The organism is Saccharopolyspora sp. CA-218241 (assembly GCF_050954615.1).
Lineage (GTDB): Bacteria > Actinomycetota > Actinomycetes > Mycobacteriales > Pseudonocardiaceae > Saccharopolyspora > Saccharopolyspora cebuensis.
The window spans coordinates 310703-328505 of record NZ_CP191860.1 but is presented as its reverse complement, the minus strand read 5'-3'; the positions used below and the strand labels follow the sequence as shown (position 1 = coordinate 328505).

Annotated in this window: 17 protein-coding genes; 11 read left to right on the top strand and 6 right to left on the bottom strand. The window is 73.9% G+C overall.

Annotated elements, in window-relative coordinates; all coding sequences use genetic code 11:
* Positions 1-33: 33 nt before the first annotated feature.
* The 3 genes from ACQP0T_RS01745 (at position 34) to ACQP0T_RS01735 (ending at position 3839) form a co-directional block, all read left to right on the top strand.
* Positions 34-1746, top strand: a complete 1713-nt coding sequence (locus tag ACQP0T_RS01745) for a serine hydrolase domain-containing protein (RefSeq protein ID WP_433870985.1) — start codon at positions 34-36, stop codon at positions 1744-1746.
* Positions 1747-2012: 266 nt separating this feature from the next.
* Positions 2013-2930 carry a MurR/RpiR family transcriptional regulator gene (locus ACQP0T_RS01740; protein WP_433870984.1) on the top strand — a complete coding sequence of 306 codons (918 nt, stop codon included), beginning with the start codon at positions 2013-2015 and terminating at the stop codon, positions 2928-2930.
* Entirely contained in the window at positions 2931-3839 is a 909-nt protein-coding gene (locus ACQP0T_RS01735) for an N-acetylmuramic acid 6-phosphate etherase (RefSeq protein WP_345359119.1), read from the top strand.
* A 101-nt stretch (positions 3840-3940) separates the two neighbouring features.
* Here ACQP0T_RS01735 and ACQP0T_RS01730 read toward each other — a convergent pair whose 3' ends face one another.
* Together ACQP0T_RS01730 and ACQP0T_RS01725 are read right to left on the bottom strand one after the other, a co-directional pair.
* The gene (locus ACQP0T_RS01730; RefSeq protein WP_433870983.1) at positions 3941-4870 is read right to left on the bottom strand and encodes a nucleoside hydrolase; all 930 of its coding nucleotides are present in this window, start codon (positions 4868-4870) and stop codon (positions 3941-3943) included.
* A 1-nt stretch (position 4871) separates the two neighbouring features.
* Positions 4872-5621 carry an oxidoreductase gene (locus tag ACQP0T_RS01725; RefSeq protein ID WP_433870982.1) on the bottom strand — a complete coding sequence of 250 codons (750 nt, stop codon included), beginning with the start codon at positions 5619-5621 and terminating at the stop codon, positions 4872-4874.
* Between the two features lie 225 nt (positions 5622-5846).
* Between ACQP0T_RS01725 and acs the strand changes: the two genes are divergently transcribed.
* The 3 genes from acs to ACQP0T_RS01710 all read left to right on the top strand — a co-directional run bounded on the left by acs (position 5847) and on the right by ACQP0T_RS01710 (position 9756).
* Entirely contained in the window at positions 5847-7829 is a 1983-nt protein-coding gene (gene acs / locus ACQP0T_RS01720; RefSeq protein ID WP_433870981.1) for an acetate--CoA ligase, read from the top strand.
* Between the two features lie 147 nt (positions 7830-7976).
* On the top strand, positions 7977-9176 hold the full coding sequence (gene nhaA / locus ACQP0T_RS01715; RefSeq protein WP_433870980.1) for a Na+/H+ antiporter NhaA: 1200 nt from the start codon (positions 7977-7979) through the stop codon (positions 9174-9176).
* A 79-nt stretch (positions 9177-9255) separates the two neighbouring features.
* Complete coding sequence (locus ACQP0T_RS01710) at positions 9256-9756, top strand: phage holin family protein (RefSeq protein WP_345359131.1); 501 nt, start codon at positions 9256-9258, stop codon at positions 9754-9756.
* Positions 9757-9899: 143 nt separating this feature from the next.
* Here the strand turns inward: ACQP0T_RS01710 and ACQP0T_RS01705 are convergent, their stop codons facing one another.
* From ACQP0T_RS01705 to nth, 4 genes are all read right to left on the bottom strand, one after another.
* A complete protein-coding gene (locus tag ACQP0T_RS01705; RefSeq protein ID WP_433870979.1) occupies positions 9900-11084 on the bottom strand; it encodes a MarP family serine protease in 1185 nt (394 codons plus the stop codon).
* Positions 11085-11191: 107 nt separating this feature from the next.
* Positions 11192-11875, bottom strand: a complete 684-nt coding sequence (locus ACQP0T_RS01700; protein WP_433870978.1) for an NUDIX hydrolase — start codon at positions 11873-11875, stop codon at positions 11192-11194.
* Complete coding sequence (locus ACQP0T_RS01695) at positions 11872-12522, bottom strand: TlpA family protein disulfide reductase (protein ID WP_433870977.1); 651 nt, start codon at positions 12520-12522, stop codon at positions 11872-11874. Before ACQP0T_RS01695 ends, ACQP0T_RS01700 begins: the two co-directional genes overlap by 4 nt.
* Positions 12519-13346, bottom strand: a complete 828-nt coding sequence (nth, locus tag ACQP0T_RS01690; RefSeq protein ID WP_433870976.1) for an endonuclease III — start codon at positions 13344-13346, stop codon at positions 12519-12521. The genes ACQP0T_RS01695 and nth overlap by 4 nt, the downstream gene beginning before the upstream one ends.
* Positions 13347-13458: 112 nt before the next feature.
* Here nth and ACQP0T_RS01685 point away from each other — a divergent pair, with 112 nt between their 5' ends.
* From ACQP0T_RS01685 to dnaN, 5 genes are all read left to right on the top strand, one after another.
* Positions 13459-13713 carry a hypothetical protein gene (locus tag ACQP0T_RS01685; RefSeq protein WP_029535541.1) on the top strand — a complete coding sequence of 85 codons (255 nt, stop codon included), beginning with the start codon at positions 13459-13461 and terminating at the stop codon, positions 13711-13713.
* 94 nt (positions 13714-13807) lie between these two features.
* Positions 13808-14482, top strand: coding sequence for a Crp/Fnr family transcriptional regulator (locus tag ACQP0T_RS01680; RefSeq protein ID WP_345359145.1), 675 nt, complete (start codon positions 13808-13810; stop codon positions 14480-14482).
* A 318-nt stretch (positions 14483-14800) separates the two neighbouring features.
* Positions 14801-14989, top strand: coding sequence for a hypothetical protein (locus ACQP0T_RS01675; RefSeq protein ID WP_433870975.1), 189 nt, complete (start codon positions 14801-14803; stop codon positions 14987-14989).
* A 394-nt stretch (positions 14990-15383) separates the two neighbouring features.
* Entirely contained in the window at positions 15384-16619 is a 1236-nt protein-coding gene (locus ACQP0T_RS01670) for an MFS transporter (protein ID WP_433870974.1), read from the top strand.
* Between the two features lie 83 nt (positions 16620-16702).
* Positions 16703-17785, top strand: coding sequence for a DNA polymerase III subunit beta (gene dnaN / locus ACQP0T_RS01665; protein ID WP_433870973.1), 1083 nt, complete (start codon positions 16703-16705; stop codon positions 17783-17785).
* Positions 17786-17803 lie beyond the last annotated feature (18 nt).

The following is a 17803-nucleotide window of genomic DNA, read 5'->3' as shown; positions in this document are numbered from 1 at the left end:
ACCACCACGCACGACGAGCTCGGAGGAGACGTGATGGGCAGGACGATGCTGGTGCTCGCCGCGGTGTCGGTGGCCGCGCTGACCGGGACCTCGGCGGCGGCGTCCGGCAGCGGGTTCGAGCAGGGGCGGTTCGACCGGCCCGCGGTCGAGTTCGCCGATGCCGAGCTGCGCGGCGGACTGCCCACCGACGTCGGGCTGGCCCCGGAGCCGATCGCGGCGGCGGCCGAGCGGATCGCGCGCTGGACCGGGTCGGTGCCCGGCCGGGAGCACCCGATGTACGCGGGCGCGGTGAGCCTGCTCGCGCACGACGGCGTGGTGGTGCACCGGCGGGCCGTCGGCCACGCGCTGCGCTACGCCGACGGCGCGGGCACCGAGCTGCCGCCCGGGCAGCAGGTGCCGATGACCCCGGAGACCCGGTTCGACATCGCCTCGATCACCAAGCTGTTCACCTCGATCGCCGTGCTCCAGCAGGTCGAGGCGGGGGCGGTGCGGCTGGACGACCCGGTCGCCGCGCACCTGCCCGCGTTCGCCGCCGGTGGCAAGGGCGACATCACGGTGCGGCACCTGCTCACCCACACCTCGGGGCTGCCGGCGACCGTCCAGCTCTGGGAGCTGCCGCCGGAGCGGCGGATCCCCGCCGTGCTGGAACTGGCCCCCGAACGCCCGCCGGGCGGCTACACCTACTCCGACCCGAACATGATCGTGCTCGGGCTGCTGGTCGAGCGCACCTCCGGCACGCCGCTGGACCGCTACGTCGCGGAGCGGATCACCGGACCGCTCGGGATGACCGCCACCGGGTACAACCCCGATCCGTCGCTGCCGATCGCGGCCACCGAGTTCCAGAGCGACCCGCCGCGCGGCATGGTGCGCGGCGAGGTCCACGACGAGAACGCCTGGTCGCTGGGCGGGGTGGCCGGGCACGCGGGCCTGTTCTCCACCGCCGACGACCTCGCCGTGCTCGGGCAGGCGATCCTCAACGGCGGCGAGTACGGCGGGCAGCGCATCCTGTCCGAGCGCGCGGTGCGGTCGATGCTCGACCCGGGTGCCGCGCACGGTCTCGGGTTCGAGCTGGACCAGCGCTGGTACATGGCCGGGCTCAGCGCGCCGGGCACCGCCGGGCACACCGGCTACACCGGGACGTCGCTGGTGCTCGACCCGGCCTCCCGCTCGATCGCGGTGCTGCTGACCAACCGGGTCCACCCGTCCCGGGAGTGGGGCTCGAACAACCCGGCGCGGCAGGAGCTGGCCCAGGCGCTCGCCCGAGCGCTGGCGGTGCCGCCGTCGAAGGGCTCCGCCTCGTGGTTCGCCGATCCGGCGCGCGCGGCGACGCTGACCACCGATCCGCTCGGGCCGGTGGCCGGGCCGCTGCGGGTCTCGTTCGACGCCTTCGTGGACAGCCAGCGCGATGGCGACGGCACCGACCCGCTGGTCCTGGAGCACAGCGCGAACGGCGGACCGTGGCGGGCCGCCGCGCTGCGCGCCGACGGGCCGGGCGCCCCGGGCGGGGAATCGACGTCGCTGGCCGGGGCCGGGCACCGCGCCTGGTGGCGGGTGCACGCGACGGTGCCCGCGCGGCCGGGCGATCAGATCCGGCTGCGGTGGCGCTACGCCCCCGACGGGCGCTACGTCGGGCGCGGGGTCCACGTGGACCGGGTCCTGGCGCAGGACCGGGACGCGACGAGGCTGGACGGCGAACGCGAGCACGCCGCGCTGCACCCCGACGGCTGGACCTCGGTGCCCCGCTGACCGGCCCCCTCCGGACGACACGCCCCGACTGAACCGGGGGTCACCTGAACGCACCGCGAGTGAGGGGCACCTTCATCCGGCTTACTCGGATGAAGGCGCCCTCACTCAGGGATCGAAGGGGCGGTGTCGGCGTGTCGGTCGGGAGCCCGGCGGTGGCGGGTGGGCTGGTATGACGGAAGAGGTGACAGCCTTCACTCGTCCGGGTGGGGAGAACTCCGGGATGAAGTGCATTGACCTGCACATACGACGGTTAGTAAGTTTCCCACATGGCCACTGACGCATCCGGCTCCGATGCCGCCGGGCCGCTCGTCCGGATCCGGTCGTTGCTGCCGGGGCTGGCGCGGGCCGAGCAGCGGGTCGCGGGCATCGTGCTGGCCGATCCGGCGTCGATCGCGCGGCGCAGCATCACCGACGTGGCCGAAGCCGCGGGCACCAGCGAGACCACGGTGACCCGGTTCTGCAAGGCGATCGGCGTCGGCGGCTACCCCGACCTGCGGATCGCCCTGGCCGCCGACACCGCCCGCACCTCCGTCCGGGACCGCGAGCTGGGCAGCGACATCGGACCGCAGGACAGCACCGCGCAGGTCATCGAGAAGGTCGGCTACGCCGACGCCAAGGCCGTCGAGGAGACCGCCGGGCAGCTCGACGCGGAGGTGCTGGAGCGGCTGGTCGGCGCGGTCGCCGGGGCCCGCCGGATCGACGTCTACGGGGTGGGCGCCAGCGCTTTCGTCGCCCTGGACCTCCAGCAGAAGCTGCACCGCATCGGGCTCACCTGCTTCGCCTGGGCCGACACCCACAACGCGCTGACCTCGGCGGCCGTGCTGCGCCCCGGCGACGTGGCGATCGGCATCTCGCACACCGGCGCCACCGGCGAGACCGTCGAGGCGCTGCGGGAGGCCCGCAAGCGCGGGGCGGGCACCGCGGCCATCACCAACTTCGCCCGTTCCCCCATCACCGAGATCGCCGACCACGTGCTCACCACCGCGGTCCGCGAGACCACCTACCGCTCCGGGGCGATGGCCAGCCGCATCGGCCAGCTCACCGTGGTGGACTGCCTGTTCATCGGGGTCGCCCAACACCACCTGGAGCAGACCAAGGCCGCGCTCGAAGCGACCTACGAAGCCGTCGGCACGCACCGGCTGGACGCCCGCCCGGACCGCCGACGCCACCAGAAGGAGAGCTGAATGGGGCAGGACTCCGGGGAACCGGTGACCCGCATCGACGCACCGACCGAGCGCACCAACCCCCGGACCCGCGACATCGACCTGCTGCCGACCCTCGACGTGCTGCGGCTGCTCAACGCCGAGGACCGCACCGTGCCCACCGCCGTCGGCGAGGTGCTGCCGGAGCTGGCCCGCGCCGTCGACCTCGCCGTCGCCGCGCTGCGCTCCGGCGGGCGCATCCACTACGTCGGCGCGGGCACCTCGGGACGGCTGGCGGTGCTCGACGCGGCCGAGCTGATCCCCACCTTCAACGTGCCGCGCGGCTGGGTGGTCGCGCACCAGGCCGGGGGCGCCGAGGCGTTCCGGCAGGCCGTGGAGAACGCCGAGGACGAGTCCGGCGCGGAGGCGATCCGCGCGGAGGTCACCGCCGACGACTTCGTGCTCGGGCTCGCCGCCTCCGGGCGGACCCCGTTCGTGCTCTCGGCGCTGGCCGAGGCGCACCGGATCGGGGCGGCGACCGCGCTGGTCACCGCCAACCCCGACGTGCCGGGCGAGCCGGCCGACGTGCTGGTCGCGGTGGACACCGGGCCCGAGCCGATCACCGGCTCGACCCGGATGAAGGCGGGCACCGCGCAGAAGCTGGTGCTCACCTCGTTCTCCACCGCCGTGATGGTCCGGCTCGGGCGCACCTACTCCAACCTGATGGTCAGCATGGTGGCGACCAACGCGAAGCTGCGCGGGCGCACCATCAGCATCCTCAGCGAAGCCACCGGCGCCGACGAGCAGCGCTGCGCCGAGGCGCTGGCCGACGCCGACGGCGACCTCAAGACCGCGCTGGTGCACCTGCTCAGCGGCGCCGACGTGGAGCGCGCGGCGGCGGCGCTGGCGGTGGCGGGCGGGCACGTGCGCGAAGCCCTGCGCGCCCTCTAGGACCGCGGCTCACCCGATCGGGAGCTGAGTGAGGGGCACCTTCATCCGGCTATGTCGGATGAAGGCGCCCCTCGCCAGGTTCCGCGAGCGGTGCGGGCCGCTCAGCCCGGCAGGTGTTCGGCGACCCGGGTGAACGCCTCGGTCACCAGGTCCCAGAACCGGTCGGCCGCGAGGTCGGTGGCCACGTCGGTGTTCGGGTCCGGCGCGGCGAAGTCGGTGACGGTCATGCCGGAGGTGAACCGGCCCCACGTCTCCACGTCGACGCGGGCCGGGGCGGTGCGGAACAGCTCCGGGGCGATCGCGTAGGCCACCGCGCAGGCGTCGTGGATCGCCGGGCCGCCGTCCCGGTAGGACGGGTGCTGCCCGTAGAAGTCCAGGCACGGGCTGATCAGCTCGGTCTCCAACCGGCCCAGCCCGCAGAACCGGGTGCGCACCTCGGCGTTCGCCCGGGCCTGGTGGGTCAGGTCGAGGCCGATCATCACCGGCCGCCACGGGGCGTCGAAGGCCACCGCGGCGGCTTCCGGGTCGGCGGCGATGTTGAACTCGGCGGCGGGCGTGTTGTTGCCCCGCGTGTAGGAGCCGCCCATCACCACGAACTCCGCCGCCCACTCCGCGATCCGCGGCTCCTTGTGCAGCGCGAGCGCGATGTTGGTCAGCGGGCCGACGGCGACCAGGCTGATCTCCCCCGGAGCGGCGGCCAGCGCGTCGACGATGAAGTCCACCGCGTGCCGGTCGTCCGGCGGCGTGGTCGCCGGGGGCAGCAGCACGCCGCCGAGCCCGCTCTCGCCGTGCACGTCGCGGGCGGTGCGCGGGGCGCGCACCAGCGGACGCCCGGCGCCGCGCACCACCGGCACCACCAGGCCGTAGTAGTCGGCCAGGCAGCGGGCGTTCTCCGTGGTGCGGTCCAGGTCGGTGTTGCCGCCGACGGTGGTGAGCCCGACGACGTCGAGCTCCGGGCTGCCGTGGGCCAGCGCCAGCGCCAGCGCGTCGTCGATGCCCGGGTCGCAGTCGATCAGGATCCGCTTCGGCACGTCAGCCCTCCTGGACGGCATCGGCGATGGAGGTGGCTTCCCGCGCGCCGGTCTCCAACGCGCGGCAGCAGTAGGCGATCCACTCGGCCAGCCGGTCGGGATCGCCGTCGGCGTACCCGGCGGCGGCCGCGACGTACTCCGGCTGCCTGCGGAAGTAGGCGACCTCGGGGACCACCAGGCCCTTGGGGTCCAGGCCGCTGCCGATCACGCTCAGCCGCGCCGCCGCGCGGGCCACCACGCCGTCGGCGGTGCCGAACGGCGCCAGCGCGAGGAGTTCGCCGTGCACCACGGCGGCCAGCACCGGACCGGGCCCCCGCACCTGCGGGTCGGGGTCGGCGATGATCCCGGCGAGCACGTCCAGCCGCTGCGCCAGTTCCGGATCGGTGCGCGGGCGCCCCAGCGCGTCCTCGTCGTCGACCAGGTCGGCGGCGGCGAGCACGTGCAGCCGGGCCAGCGCCTGCCGCGGCGCCCGCTGCCAGGTCGGCAGCAGCGCGCCCAGCGCCTCGGCCGCCCGCAGCGATCCCGCCAGCTGCGGATCGCTGACCTCCCCGGTCTCCGGGATCTCGGTGGCGCCCCCGGCGACGGCCGCCGACGCGCGGGCCGCCCGCACCGACGCCTCCGCGGCGGTGGCGGGCCAGCCCCGGCGGTTGGCCGGATGCCGGTGCACCTCGTCGATCGCCGCGCGGGCCGCGGCGACCGCGTCGGCGACCCCGGGCAGCTCCAGCAGCGGCGACAGCGAAGGCTTGTTCACGGCTCGTGACGCTACCGCCCCGGGCACCGGCGACCGGTACCCGAGGCGATCGTGATGCACGTCTCCCCCGAGTGACGGGCGGCACCCCCGGGTACCCCGCACGTGCAGCTCAGATCCCCCGTTCGGTCGCTGACAACCGGACGCGGACCTCTTTTTCCGTGAGCCGGATCGCACTACGGTTCCATGAGCACACCGGCGTCCCACCAGCCAGGGAGGTTCCAGGCGATGAGCCAGCCCGACGGGCACAGCAGCACACTCGACAACCTGCTCAACGAGAGCAGGACGTTCCCACCGTCGGAGGAGTTCGCCGGCAAGGCCAACGCCACGGCAGCGCTGTACGACGAAGCCGCCGCCGACCGGGAGGCGTTCTGGGCCAAGCAGGCGGAGCGGCTGCACTGGGACACCAGGTGGGACACCGTCCTGGACTGGTCGTCGGCGCCGTTCGCCAAGTGGTTCGACGGCGGTCGGCTCAACGTCGCCTACAACTGCGCCGACCGGCACGTGGCGGCGGGCAACGGCGAGCGGGTCGCGATCCACTGGGAGGGCGAGCCCGGCGACACCCGCACCATCACCTACGCCGAGCTCCAGCGGGAGGTCTCGCGCACCGCCAACGCGCTGGCCGCGCTGGGCGTCGGTGCCGGTGACCGGGTGGCGATCTACCTGCCGATGCTGCCCGAAGCGGTGTTCTCGATGCTGGCCTGCGCGCGGCTCGGGGCCCTGCACAGCGTGGTGTTCGGCGGCTTCTCCGCCGAGGCGCTGCGCAACCGGATCAACGACGCCGAGGCCAAGGTCGTCATCACCTCCGACGGCCAGTACCGGCGGAACAAGGCGATGCCGCTCAAGGCCAACGTGGACGAAGCGGTGCGGGAGACGCCCAGCGTCGAGCACGTCCTGGTGGTCAAGCGCACCGACATCGAGGTCGAGTGGGACGGCGACCGCGACAAGTGGTGGCACGACGTCGTCGACCCGCAGCCCGACCAGCACGCGCCCGAGGCCTTCGACGCCGAGCACCCGCTGTTCATCCTCTACACCTCGGGCACCACCGGGAAGCCGAAGGGCATCCTGCACACCTCCGGCGGCTACCTCACCCAGGCCGCCTACACCCACCACAACGTCTTCGACCTCAAGCCGGAGTCGGACGTGTTCTGGTGCACCGCCGACATCGGCTGGGTCACCGGGCACACCTACATCGTCTACGGCCCGCTGGCCAACGGCGCCACGCAGGTGATCTACGAGGGCACGCCGAACACCCCGCACGAGGGCAGGCACTGGGAGATCGTCCAGAAGTACGGCGTGACGCTGTACTACACGGCGCCGACCACGATCCGCACCTTCATGAAGTGGGGCGCGCAGATCCCGGCCGAGTACGACCTGTCCACGCTGCGCGTGCTCGGTTCGGTCGGCGAGCCGATCAACCCCGAGGCGTGGATCTGGTACCGGGAGAACATCGGCGGCGGCCGGACGCCCATCGTGGACACCTGGTGGCAGACCGAGACCGGCGCGATCATGATCTCGCCGCTGCCCGGCGTCACCGCCGCCAAGCCGGGTTCGGCGCAGCGCCCGCTGCCCGGCATCTCGGCGAAGGTCGTCGACGAGGAGGGCGGCGAGGTCGGCAAGGGCGGCGGCGGGCTGCTCGTGCTCGACAAGCCGTGGCCGTCGATGCTGCGCGGCATCTGGGGCGACGACCAGCGCTTCGTGGACACCTACTGGGCGCGGTTCGCCGAGCAGGGCTACTACTTCGCCGGGGACGGCGCGAAGTACGACGCCGACGGCGACCTGTGGCTGCTGGGCCGGGTGGACGACGTCATGAACGTCTCCGGGCACCGCATCTCCACCACCGAGGTCGAGTCCGCGCTGGTCTCGCACGACAACGTCGCCGAGGCGGCGGTGGTCGGCGCCAGCGACCCGACCACCGGCCAGGGCATCGTGGCGTTCGTGATCCTGCGCGGCGGCGTGGACGACGCGGCGGGCGGCGAAGCGGCGCTCAAGGAGCTGCGCGAGCACGTGTCCAAGGAGATCGGGCCGATCGCCAAGCCCCGGCAGATCATGGTCGTGCCGGAGCTGCCGAAGACCCGGTCGGGCAAGATCATGCGCCGGTTGCTGCGCGACGTGGCGGAGAACCGCGAGGTCGGCGACGTCTCCACGCTGGCCGACTCGTCGGTGATGGACCTGATCTCGCAGGGGCTCACCTCGTCCTCCGACGACTGAGCGGACCCGGCGCCCGGCGCCGGACGGAGATGAATGTCATTCGCTTCGTCCGGCGCCGGACGCCGTCACCGGTGTTAGGGTCCGACTCGGTGTGCCGGGAAGTCTGGTCGGCGGTAGGTTCCTGCTGCCCGCGATCGGAGTTCCACCTTGTCCGAGTCCAAAGGCGCCCGCACGCTCGACTTCGGCGCCTACCTGCGCACCGAGACGGTCGGCGGCATGGTGCTGCTGGCCGCCGCCGCCCTCGCGCTGGTGTTCGCCAACACCCCGCTGTCCGGCTTCTACCAGGCCGTCCGCGACTTCGCCGTCGGCCCCGAGGCGCTCCACCTGCACCTGACCATCGGCGACTGGGCCAAGGACGGCCTGCTCGCGATCTTCTTCTTCGTCGCCGGGCTGGAGCTCAAGCGCGAACTCGTCGTCGGTGAGCTCGCCGACCGCAAGGCCGCCGCGCTGCCCGTCATCGCCGCGCTCGGCGGCATGGTGGTGCCCGCGCTGGTCGCCTTCGGCATCGGCCACGGCAACCCCGGCGCCTCGACCGCGTGGGCCATCCCGATGGCCACCGACATCGCCTTCGCCCTCGGCGTGCTGTCGCTGACCGGCTCCTGGCTGCCGACCGCCGCGCGGGTGTTCCTGCTCAGCCTGGCCGTGGTCGACGACCTCGGCGCGATCATCGTCATCGCGGTGCTGTTCACCGACGGGCTGAGCCTGCTCTGGCTGGTCACCGCCGTGGTGCTCTGCGTCGCGTACTGGTTCGCCCAGCACAAGCGGATCACCACCCCGTGGCTCTACGTCCCGCTGGCCATCGCGGTGTGGATCGCGGTGCACTCCACCGGCGTCCACGCCACCATCGCCGGCGTCGTCCTCGGCCTGCTCACCCGGGTCAAGCGCGATCCCGGCGAGGAGACCGCGCCCTCGGCCCGGCTGGAGCACCGGTTGCAGCCCTGGTCGGCCGGGGTGGTCGTGCCGGTGTTCGCGTTCTTCGCCGCCGGCGTGCCGGTCGACGGCGAGGCGCTGACCTCGATCAGCCAGGACCCCATTTCCATCGCCGTCATCGTCGGACTGGTCGTGGGCAAGGTGGTCGGCATCGTGGGCACCGCGATGCTCGGCGTCAAGCTGGGTCTCGGCAGCAAGCCCAACGGCGTGAGCTGGTGGGACTTGAGCGCGCTCGGGTTCCTCGGCGGCGTCGGGTTCACCGTGAGCCTGCTGATCGCCGAGCTCTCGCTGTCCGGCGACGCCGCCGAGCGGGCCAAGGCCGCGGTGCTCATCGCGTCCGTCCTGGCCTCGCTGCTCGGTTCCGCGCTGCTGCTCATCCGGGGCCGCCGGGCCCGGCGCGACCGGTCCGTCGCGTGAGCCGCTGCGCTGCGGCGGCCGTCACCCGCGAGTGGCAGTCGGCGACTCGTGCGGACGGGCGCTGATCCACCGTGGCACGATGGACGCCGTGAACAGCGCCCAGAAGAGCAACAACGGCAGCCGTGACGGCGCGGAGCAGACCGTCACGTCCATCCCGCTGTCCGAAGAGGCCACCGGTTCGGGCGACGGTCAGTCCATCGGCATGCTGGTCCGGGACGCGACCACGCACCTGTCCACCCTGCTCCGCGCGGAGGTGGAGCTGGCCAAGTCCGAAGTGGTCGGCGAGATCAAGAAGGGCGTGAAGGGCAGCGTCTTCTTCGTGCTGGCCCTCGCCGTGCTGGGCTTCAGCATGTTCTTCCTGTTCTTCACCCTCGCGGAGGGCCTCGCCCAGCTCGGCCTCTGGCGCTGGGCCGCCTTCGGCATCGTCTTCCTGCTGATGCTGGTGGTGGCGGGCCTGTTCGCGCTGCTCGGCTACGCCCGGGTCCGGCGCATCCGCGCCCCCGAGCGGACCATCAAGTCGCTCAAGGACACCAAGCAGCTCACCCAGCGCAAGCAGGCGGACACCTCGTCCACCCCCTGACCCGCTCACCCGTTCGGGCCGTGAGTGAGGGGCACCCTTGCCCAAGTAACTGGGACAAGGGGACCCCTCACTCGGTTCACCTCGCCCGGGTGCACCTGGTCGGGGGTCGCCCGGCGTGATTGGCGCCCGGGCGTGGGCCCGAGTCAGTTCGTGCAGGAGCCGGTGGAGACCGGGGTGTGCAGGGACGGGGCCGCCCGGACCTCGTCGGCCACCTCCTCGGCGGTGAGCGCGAAGCCGGTCTCCGGGTCGTCGGCCGCCGCGCCGAACACGACACCGACGACGCGGCCGGACGGGTCGATCAGCGGTCCGCCGGAGTTCCCGCTCTGCACCTGGCCGCGCACCGTGTAGACCTCGCGCAGCACGGTGCGGTCGTCGTAGATGTCCGGTCCGCGCAGGCGGATCTGCTCGCGGACCCGGCCGGCCGAGGCGGTGTAGGGGCCGTCGAGGGGGTAGCCGAGGGCGATCACGTCGTCGCCCGGGTCGGCCTCGGGCCGGGCGAAGGACAGGGCGTCGGCGGTGAGGTCGGGGACCGACAGCACGGCCAGGTCGGTGGCCGGGTCGAACAGCACGACCTCGGCGCTGAACTCCCCGGAGCCGACCTCGATGGCGACCCGGTCGGTGCCCGCGACCACGTGCGCGTTGGTCATCACCCGGTGCGGGGCGACGACGAAGCCGGTGCCCTCCAGCGCCCGCCCGCAGGACATGGCCTGACCGCGCACCTTGACGACGCTGGGCCGGGTCTCGCGGACCACCTCGCTGTCGGCGAGCCGCAGGTCGGGCGGCGCGATCCGGGCGACCGGGGTCTCGGAGAACGGTTCCAGGGCCTCCGGGAACCCGGCGACGCCGAGCATCCGGCGCAGCTCGTTGGGCAGCTCGCGGGCCGCGGTCGGCATCACGGTGTCGACGGCGCCGAGCACGTGCGAGCGGGTCAGCGCCGAGGCCAGGCCGGGCAGCGCGGACGCCGAGGTGAACGGCAGCGCGACCAGCCAGGCGACCACGAGCACCGCGAGGCCCTGCAGGACCGCGCCGAACACGTTGTCGATGCCGGTGAGCCGCGTCGAGGTGATCCGGTCGCGCAGCTCCCGCCCCGCCCACATGCCGAAGGTCTCGCCGAGCGCCACCAGCAGCACCACGATGCCGACGCCGAAGGCGAGCCGGGCCGCGGGGTTGTCGAGGCGTTCCAGCAGCAGCGGCGCCGCCTTGAGGCCGACGATGGCGCCGACGACCACGCCGAGGAACGAGAAGAACGCGGTGACCAGGCCGCTGCGCGCACCGGACACGGCCGCCGCCAGGGCCAGCAGCACCACGAGCACGTCGACCCAGTTCACCGTTCACCCGTCCTCTCCGGCGCTGCTCGCCGGTCGGCCCGACCCTCCACGGTCCCAGAGGGTGGCACACCGGACCCCGGGGGTCCCCGCGTTCGGCGACCGGGCGGTCAGAAGTCGTCGGCCTCCTCCGCCGCGCGCCACGCCTCGTCGAGCCCGCGCACGTCGCCGCGGTCCCAGTTCTGCGACCAGCCGCCCAGGTCGAGCAGGCCGGAGAGCAGCCCGGCGGTGAACCCCCACACCAGCATCCCGGGCACGTGGAAGCCCGGCGTCGCGGGCCGGTGGTCGAAGCGGATCCGGAACCGGTTGGCCGGGTCGGTCAGCCAGGCCAGGGGCACCCGGGCGACGGCGGCTGTCTCGCCGGGGTCGACGGGGGCCACCGGCGAAGGCTCCCGCCAGTGCGCCACGACCGGCGTCACCCGGAAGCCGCTGAACGGCAGGTGCAGCTCGGGCAGGGCGGCGACCGGCCGGATGCCCGCGGGCAGCACGCCGACCTCCTCGACCGCTTCGCGCAGCGCGGCGTCCACCGGTCCGGCGTCGCCGGGGTCGAGCGCGCCGCCCGGGAACGCGACCTGGCCGGGGTGGGCGCTGAGCGTGTCGGCGCGGCGCAGCAGCAGCACGTCGGGCCCGGACTCGCCCTCGCCGAACAGCACCAGCACCGCGGCGCGGCGGGCGTCGCCGGGCGGGGCCGAGCGCGGCAGGCCGAAGTGCCGGGGGTCGATCTCCGCGGCCCGCTCCACCAGGGGTGCGAGCCACTCGGGGACGTCGGCGGGGTCGACCAGCGGTCCGGTCACCGGGTGCCTCCCAGGGTCCGCCGCACCGCGTCGGACACCTCGTCGGCGGACTCGAACACCACCGGCGGATCGATCCGGCGCAGCTCGCCCCGCTCGGTGACGACGTAGCTGGCGGGCAGCACCGCAGGCACGCCGAGCGCGGACCGCAGCCGGTTGTCCTCGTCGTGCACGGTCGGGAACCGGACGCCGAGCTCGGTGAGCAGGTCGAGCCCGGACGCGGCGTCGCTGAGCACCTGCACGCCGACCACCGGGACCGAGCCGGGCCGCTCGGCGTAGCGCTGGAGCGCGGGCAGCTCGGTGCGGCACGGCGCGCACCAGGTGGCCCACACGTTGATCAGGGCCGGGCCGTCGCCGACCACGGCGCCGAGGTCGGCGCGGGTCCCGTCGGCGAGGCAGCTCCCGGTGGCCCCGGCGAGCTCGGGCGGCGGCGCTCCCTCGGCGGGCGCGCAGGCCTGGAGCCCGGCGGCGGCGCGCTGGGCGGGGTCGACGGTGCGGTCCGGGGCCGGTCGCGGCGCGGCGGTGCTCCCGGGCGCGGGCGGCTGCTCGGCCTCGCGGGGCCACAGCGCGACGACGCCGAGCACCGCGAGCACCACCACGACCACGGTCCAGCGGATCTCGGTGCGGTAGGCCCGCAGCCCGCCGCTCACGACGCGGGCTCCCGGTGCGCGACCTGCTCGACGGTCCGCTCCGGCACCTCGTCGACGACGCCCGCCAGCTCCAGCAGCCGCGGCGCCTCCGGGCCGCGCACCAGCTTCGCCGCTTCGAGGTGGTCGGTGGGCCCGGCGCCGTAGGACGGGCAGTCGCGGGCCAGCAGGCAGGCCCCGCAGGCGGGCTTGCGGGCGTGGCAGACGCGGCGGCCGTGGAAGATCACCCGGTGCGACAGCATGGTCCAGTCCGCCTTGGGGAACAACTCGCCGACCGCGTGTTCGACCTTGACCGGGTCCTCCTCCCGGGTCCACCCCCAGCGGCGGACCAGCCGGCCGAAGTGGGTGTCCACGGTGATGCCGGGCACCGCGTAGGCGTTGCCGAGGATGACGTTCGCGGTCTTGCGGCCGATGCCGGGCAGCTCCACCAGGTCGGCGAGCCGCCGCGGGACCTCGCCGCCGTGCCGCTCGACGAGCGCCGCGCCCAAGCCCATCAGCGAGGACGCCTTGTTGCGGTAGAAGCCGGTGGAGCGGATCAGCTCCTCCAGCTCGGCGCGGTCGGCCCCGGCGTAGTCGGCGGCCGAGGGGTAGCGCGCGAACAGCGCCGGGGTGACTTCGTTCACCCTCTTGTCGGTGCACTGGGCGGACAGGATGGTGGCCACGGCGAGCTGCAGGGGCGTGTTGAAGTCGAGCTCGCAGTGCGCGTCCGGATAGGCTTCGGCGAGCGACCGGTTCATCCGCCGGGCCCGCCGCACCAGGCCCAGCCGGGTCTCGGCCGAACGGGATCTGGCAGAGTGGGTGCGCTTGTCGCGGGTTTCGTCGACCACCCCACCAGGGTACGGACCGCATCGCAGAGGAGGGTGACCCACCGGACACGCGCGCGCGGAACCTACCCCCGGTTACACCTCACCCGAAGGCATGAGCGAGGATTCAATCATCATGGCTGCCTGGTTCGTCATCGTCGTACCGCTCGTGATCATGTTCTTCACGCTCTTCATGGAGCGCGTGGAGGCCCGACTCCGGCACGTGGCGGTGCAGGAGAACGAGGTGGAGGAGTTGCTGGAGAACGCCCGACCGGATGAGGTCAGGGCGCTTTTCCGCCAAGGCATTGGACGCGCGCTGGAGCTGTTCCAGCTACGCAGGGTGGGACGCGCCGGACGGCTGCGTACTCGCCGTTCCCGCGACCAGTCTTAGAATTCACTGGTAGTTCTCGGCGGCACACCGCCAGACGCGCAGGCGCGGGTCCGGCACGACAGACAGCCGCCGCGTCTCAACATGGAGGGACGAGGTGGACGAGACCCTGGCCCGGGCCGGCATCTTCCAAGGCGTGGAGCCGGCCGCGGCGGAGGCACTGGCCCAATCGTTGGAGCCCGCGGAGTTCCCGCGCGGCCACGTGATCTTCGCCGAAGGCGAACCGGGCGACCGGCTTTACATCATCCAGTCCGGCAAGGTCAAGCTCGGGCGCAAGTCGCCCGACGGGCGGGAGAACCTGCTGGCGATCATGGGCCCGTCGGACATGTTCGGCGAGCTCTCGATCTTCGACCCCGGTCCGCGGACGTCGACGGCGACCACGGTGACCGAGGTCCGGGCGCTGAGCATGGACCGCTCGGCGCTGCGGCAGTGGATCGCGACCCGGCCGGAGATCGCCGAGCAGCTCCTGCGGGTGGTCGCCCGGCGGCTGCGGCGCACCAACGGCATGCTGGCCGACCTGATCTTCACCGACGTGCCCGGGCGTGTGGCCAAGGCGCTGCTGCAGCTCGCGCAGCGCTTCGGCAGCCAGGAGGCGGGCCTGCTGCGGGTCACCCACGACCTGACGCAGGAGGAGATCGCCCAGTACGTCGGCGCGTCGCGGGAGACCGTGAACAAGGCGCTGGCGGACTTCGCGCACCGCGGTTGGCTCCGGCTGGAGGGCAAGAGCGTGCTCATCCTCGATCCGGAGCGCTTGGCGCGCCGGGCTCGCTGACCCGCACCGCACGCGCGTCGGCCGACGGGTCCGGGCATCCGCCCCGGGCTCCTCAGTCGACGCGCGTTTCGTGCGCTCCGGGCAACCGTCCGCGCCCGCCCGTCGTGTTACCCCTGATCGGCACGGTCGGAAGGGGCGACGCGTGGGGTGGCTGTTGGCGGGCGTGGGTGCGGCCGTGCTGGGCCTGCTGCTGCTCGCCTGGGTCGCGGGTCGGCTCCAGGCGCGGCGGGACGAGGAGGACGACGACCTCGCGTGAATCGGCCCCGGCCCCGGTCGCGGCGTCCTAGGCTCGTCGCCACGACGAGCGGAGGAGCCGAGATGAAGGTGTTCGTTCGCCTGGTGGTCGCGGTCACCCTGGGGACCGCGGTGGTCGGCGCGTTCGCGGCGGTGCGCCGCAGGCGCGAGCGGCGGCGGGCGGTCTCCCGACCGCTCGGCCCGGCACCGCTGCCGGTCCGGTTCGTCGAGGAGGACGAATCCGGCTGGGACTTCGCCGAGGACTGGGACTGACGCGTGCGCGCTCGTGCGGGTACCTGACGCAGCGAGAAGGGCCGATAACGTGAAGGGCCAATAACGTGAAGGGACTGGGCGCCACCCTCGACGCGGCGCGCCAGTCCCTTCACATCGCGTGGCCGGTCCCCCGACGACCAACCACGCTCTTTCCCCCTGCCTCCGCCTGCTTCGGCCCCGAACCCTCAGCATCGGAGGACGACCCGTCAATGGAAGGACGTAGCGGGCCCGCTCCCGGTTGCGTCGTTCACCCGAATCGAGCAATCCCCGCTCTTCCCAGGGTCCGCCTCGTTCGCCGGATCGCAAGTGCTCGCCCCTTCCGACCTGCCGAAACGTGAGGCGGAACACCGAAAATCAGTTGGTACGCAGGTACCACAATCCGCATAATCGCCGCGTGGCCCATTCCATCTCGCTCTCCGACTACCGCGCCGCGCTGACCGCGCCGGGCGCCCGCGCGCCCGTGGTGACCTCGCTGCTGGCGCGGCTGCCGATCGCGATGGTCGGGCTGGCCCTGATGCTCTACGTGCAGCGCGAGACCGGGTCGTTCGCCGCCGCCGGGCTGGTCTCGGCGGGTGCGCTGGTCGGCGTGGCCTGCGGTTCCGTCGCGCAGGGCCGGGTGATGGACCGGCTGGGGCCGACCCGCCCGCTGTACGTGATGTCGGCGGTGTTCGCGCTGCTGGTCGCGACGGAGATCTGGGTCATCGAGTCGCACGCGGCGGTGCCGGTGATGACCGGGCTGGCGTTCCTGGTCGGGTTGACCGAGCCGATGACCGGTCCCGCCTCCCGCGCGCTGTGGAACCAGCTCGTGCCCGCCGGGCGGGTCCGCGACGCCGCCTTCGCCTACGAGGCGATCAGCATGGAGGTCTTCTTCATCCTCGGCCCCGGCCTGGCCGGGCTGATGGTGGCGATGCCGTGGGCGGGCACCGGGGTCGTGGTCGGCGCGGCGTGCATGATCGTCGGCAGCGTCGGCTTCGCCTCCACCCGGGCGGCCCGGACGCACCGGCCCGACCCGCGGGACCGCGGGTCCGGCAGCCTGCTCGGCGCGCTGGCCGCGCCGGGGATGCGCACGCTGGCCGTGGCGGCGCTCGGCTTCGGCACGCTGATCGGGTTCATCGAGGTCGGCGTGCCCGCGGCGGCCACCCTGGCGGGCAACCCCAGCGCGGGCGGGCTGCTGCTCAGCCTGCTGTCGGTCAGCTCGGTGGTCGTCGGCGTGCTCTACGGGCTGCGCCCGTGGCCGCGGCCGATGCACCTGCGGCTGCCCGCGCTGCTGTTCGCCTTCGCCGCGCTGCTCACGCTGCTGGCGGTGCCGAGCACGCTGGTCGGGCTGTGCCTGGCGCTGCTCGTGGTGGGCAGCCTGATCACGCCGCAGTCCACGGCGCACTCGGCGGCCATCGAGATCGCCGCCCCGGCGGGCACCGCCACCGAGGCCTTCGGCTGGGTGGTGACCTCGGTGACCCTCGGCGCGGCGATCGGCCAGTCGCTCAGCGGGCAGCTCGTGGAGCGCAGCGGCCCGCCGCTGGCGTTCCTGGTCGCGGCGGGGATCGGCGTGCTGCTGGCCGCCGTGCTGTGGCTGCGCCGCCGGACGCTGCTGAGCACCCCGGACCGCGACGTCTCGCTCGCCGGGGTCTGACCGCGCCCGCCTCGCCCGCCGGTGGCCACCGTCGTGGAATGCGCGGGCGCTGATCGTCGGTGCCCGCGGCTACCGTCCGCGGCATGGATCTGACCGCCTCCCCGCAGGTGCTCGCGCGAGCCGCCGCCGACCTGCTCCGGCTGCTGCCCGGACGGACGCTGGACCCGGTGCTCAGCGGCGTGGTGCTGGAGGCCGACGCCGACGGCGTGGTGCTCGCCGGGACCGATCGCGAGCGCGGCGTGCGGCTGCACCGCACCGCCCGCGTCCACCGGGCGGGCCGGCTGCTGGTCCCGGCCCGACCGCTGGCCGAGGTGCTGCGCCACCTCGACGCCCCGGAGGTCCGGCTGGTGCTGGAGGGCAGTCGGCTCGCGCTGCGCACGCCCGGCGCCCGGTTCGCACTGCCGCTGCTGGACCTCGACGCGCACCCCGGGGTGCGGGCGGCGCCGCCCGCGCTCGGTTCGCTGGACACCGCGCTGCTGCCGCGGGCCGCGGTGGTGGCGGGGGCGGCGTCCCGCGACGACGCGCTGCCCGTGTTCACCGGCGTGCACCTGACCCGGCGCGGGGACCGGCTGGTGCTGGTCGGCACCGATCGGTTCCGGATGGCGGTGGCGGACCTGCCGTGGCGGCCGGTCGCCGAAGGCACCGACCTGCTGGTCCCCGCCGGGGTGCTGACCGAGGTGTCCCGGCAGGCCGAGGGCGCGGAGGTGGTGCTGCACGGCGACGCCGACCGCGCCGGGTTCGGCTGGCCGGGGGCCGAGGTCACCACCGCCGTGCTCGACGCACCGTTCCCGGACGAGTCCCAGCACCTCGCGGCGCCCTTCGACGGCACCGTCGAGCTGCCCGCCGCGGACCTGGCCGCCGCGCTGCGCCGGGTCGCCCCCTTCGCCGGACCGCAGGCCACCGTGCTGCTCGACGTCGGCGACGGCGAGGTCCGCCTCCGCGCCACCGGCACCGGTGACGCCGAGGAATCCGTCAAGGCCACCACCGGCGGCGACCGCATCAGCACCGGCTACCAGCCGCGCTACCTCGCCGACGCGCTCGGCGCCTTCGGCTCCGACCGGGTCCGCATCGGCCTGCGCTCCGGCCACCGCCGGGCCACCGTCCTCACCGCCGCCGACCCGACCGCGGCCCACCTCCACTACGTCGTCATGCCCAAGCGCCTCTGACCCTGCGTTCACCCGTCC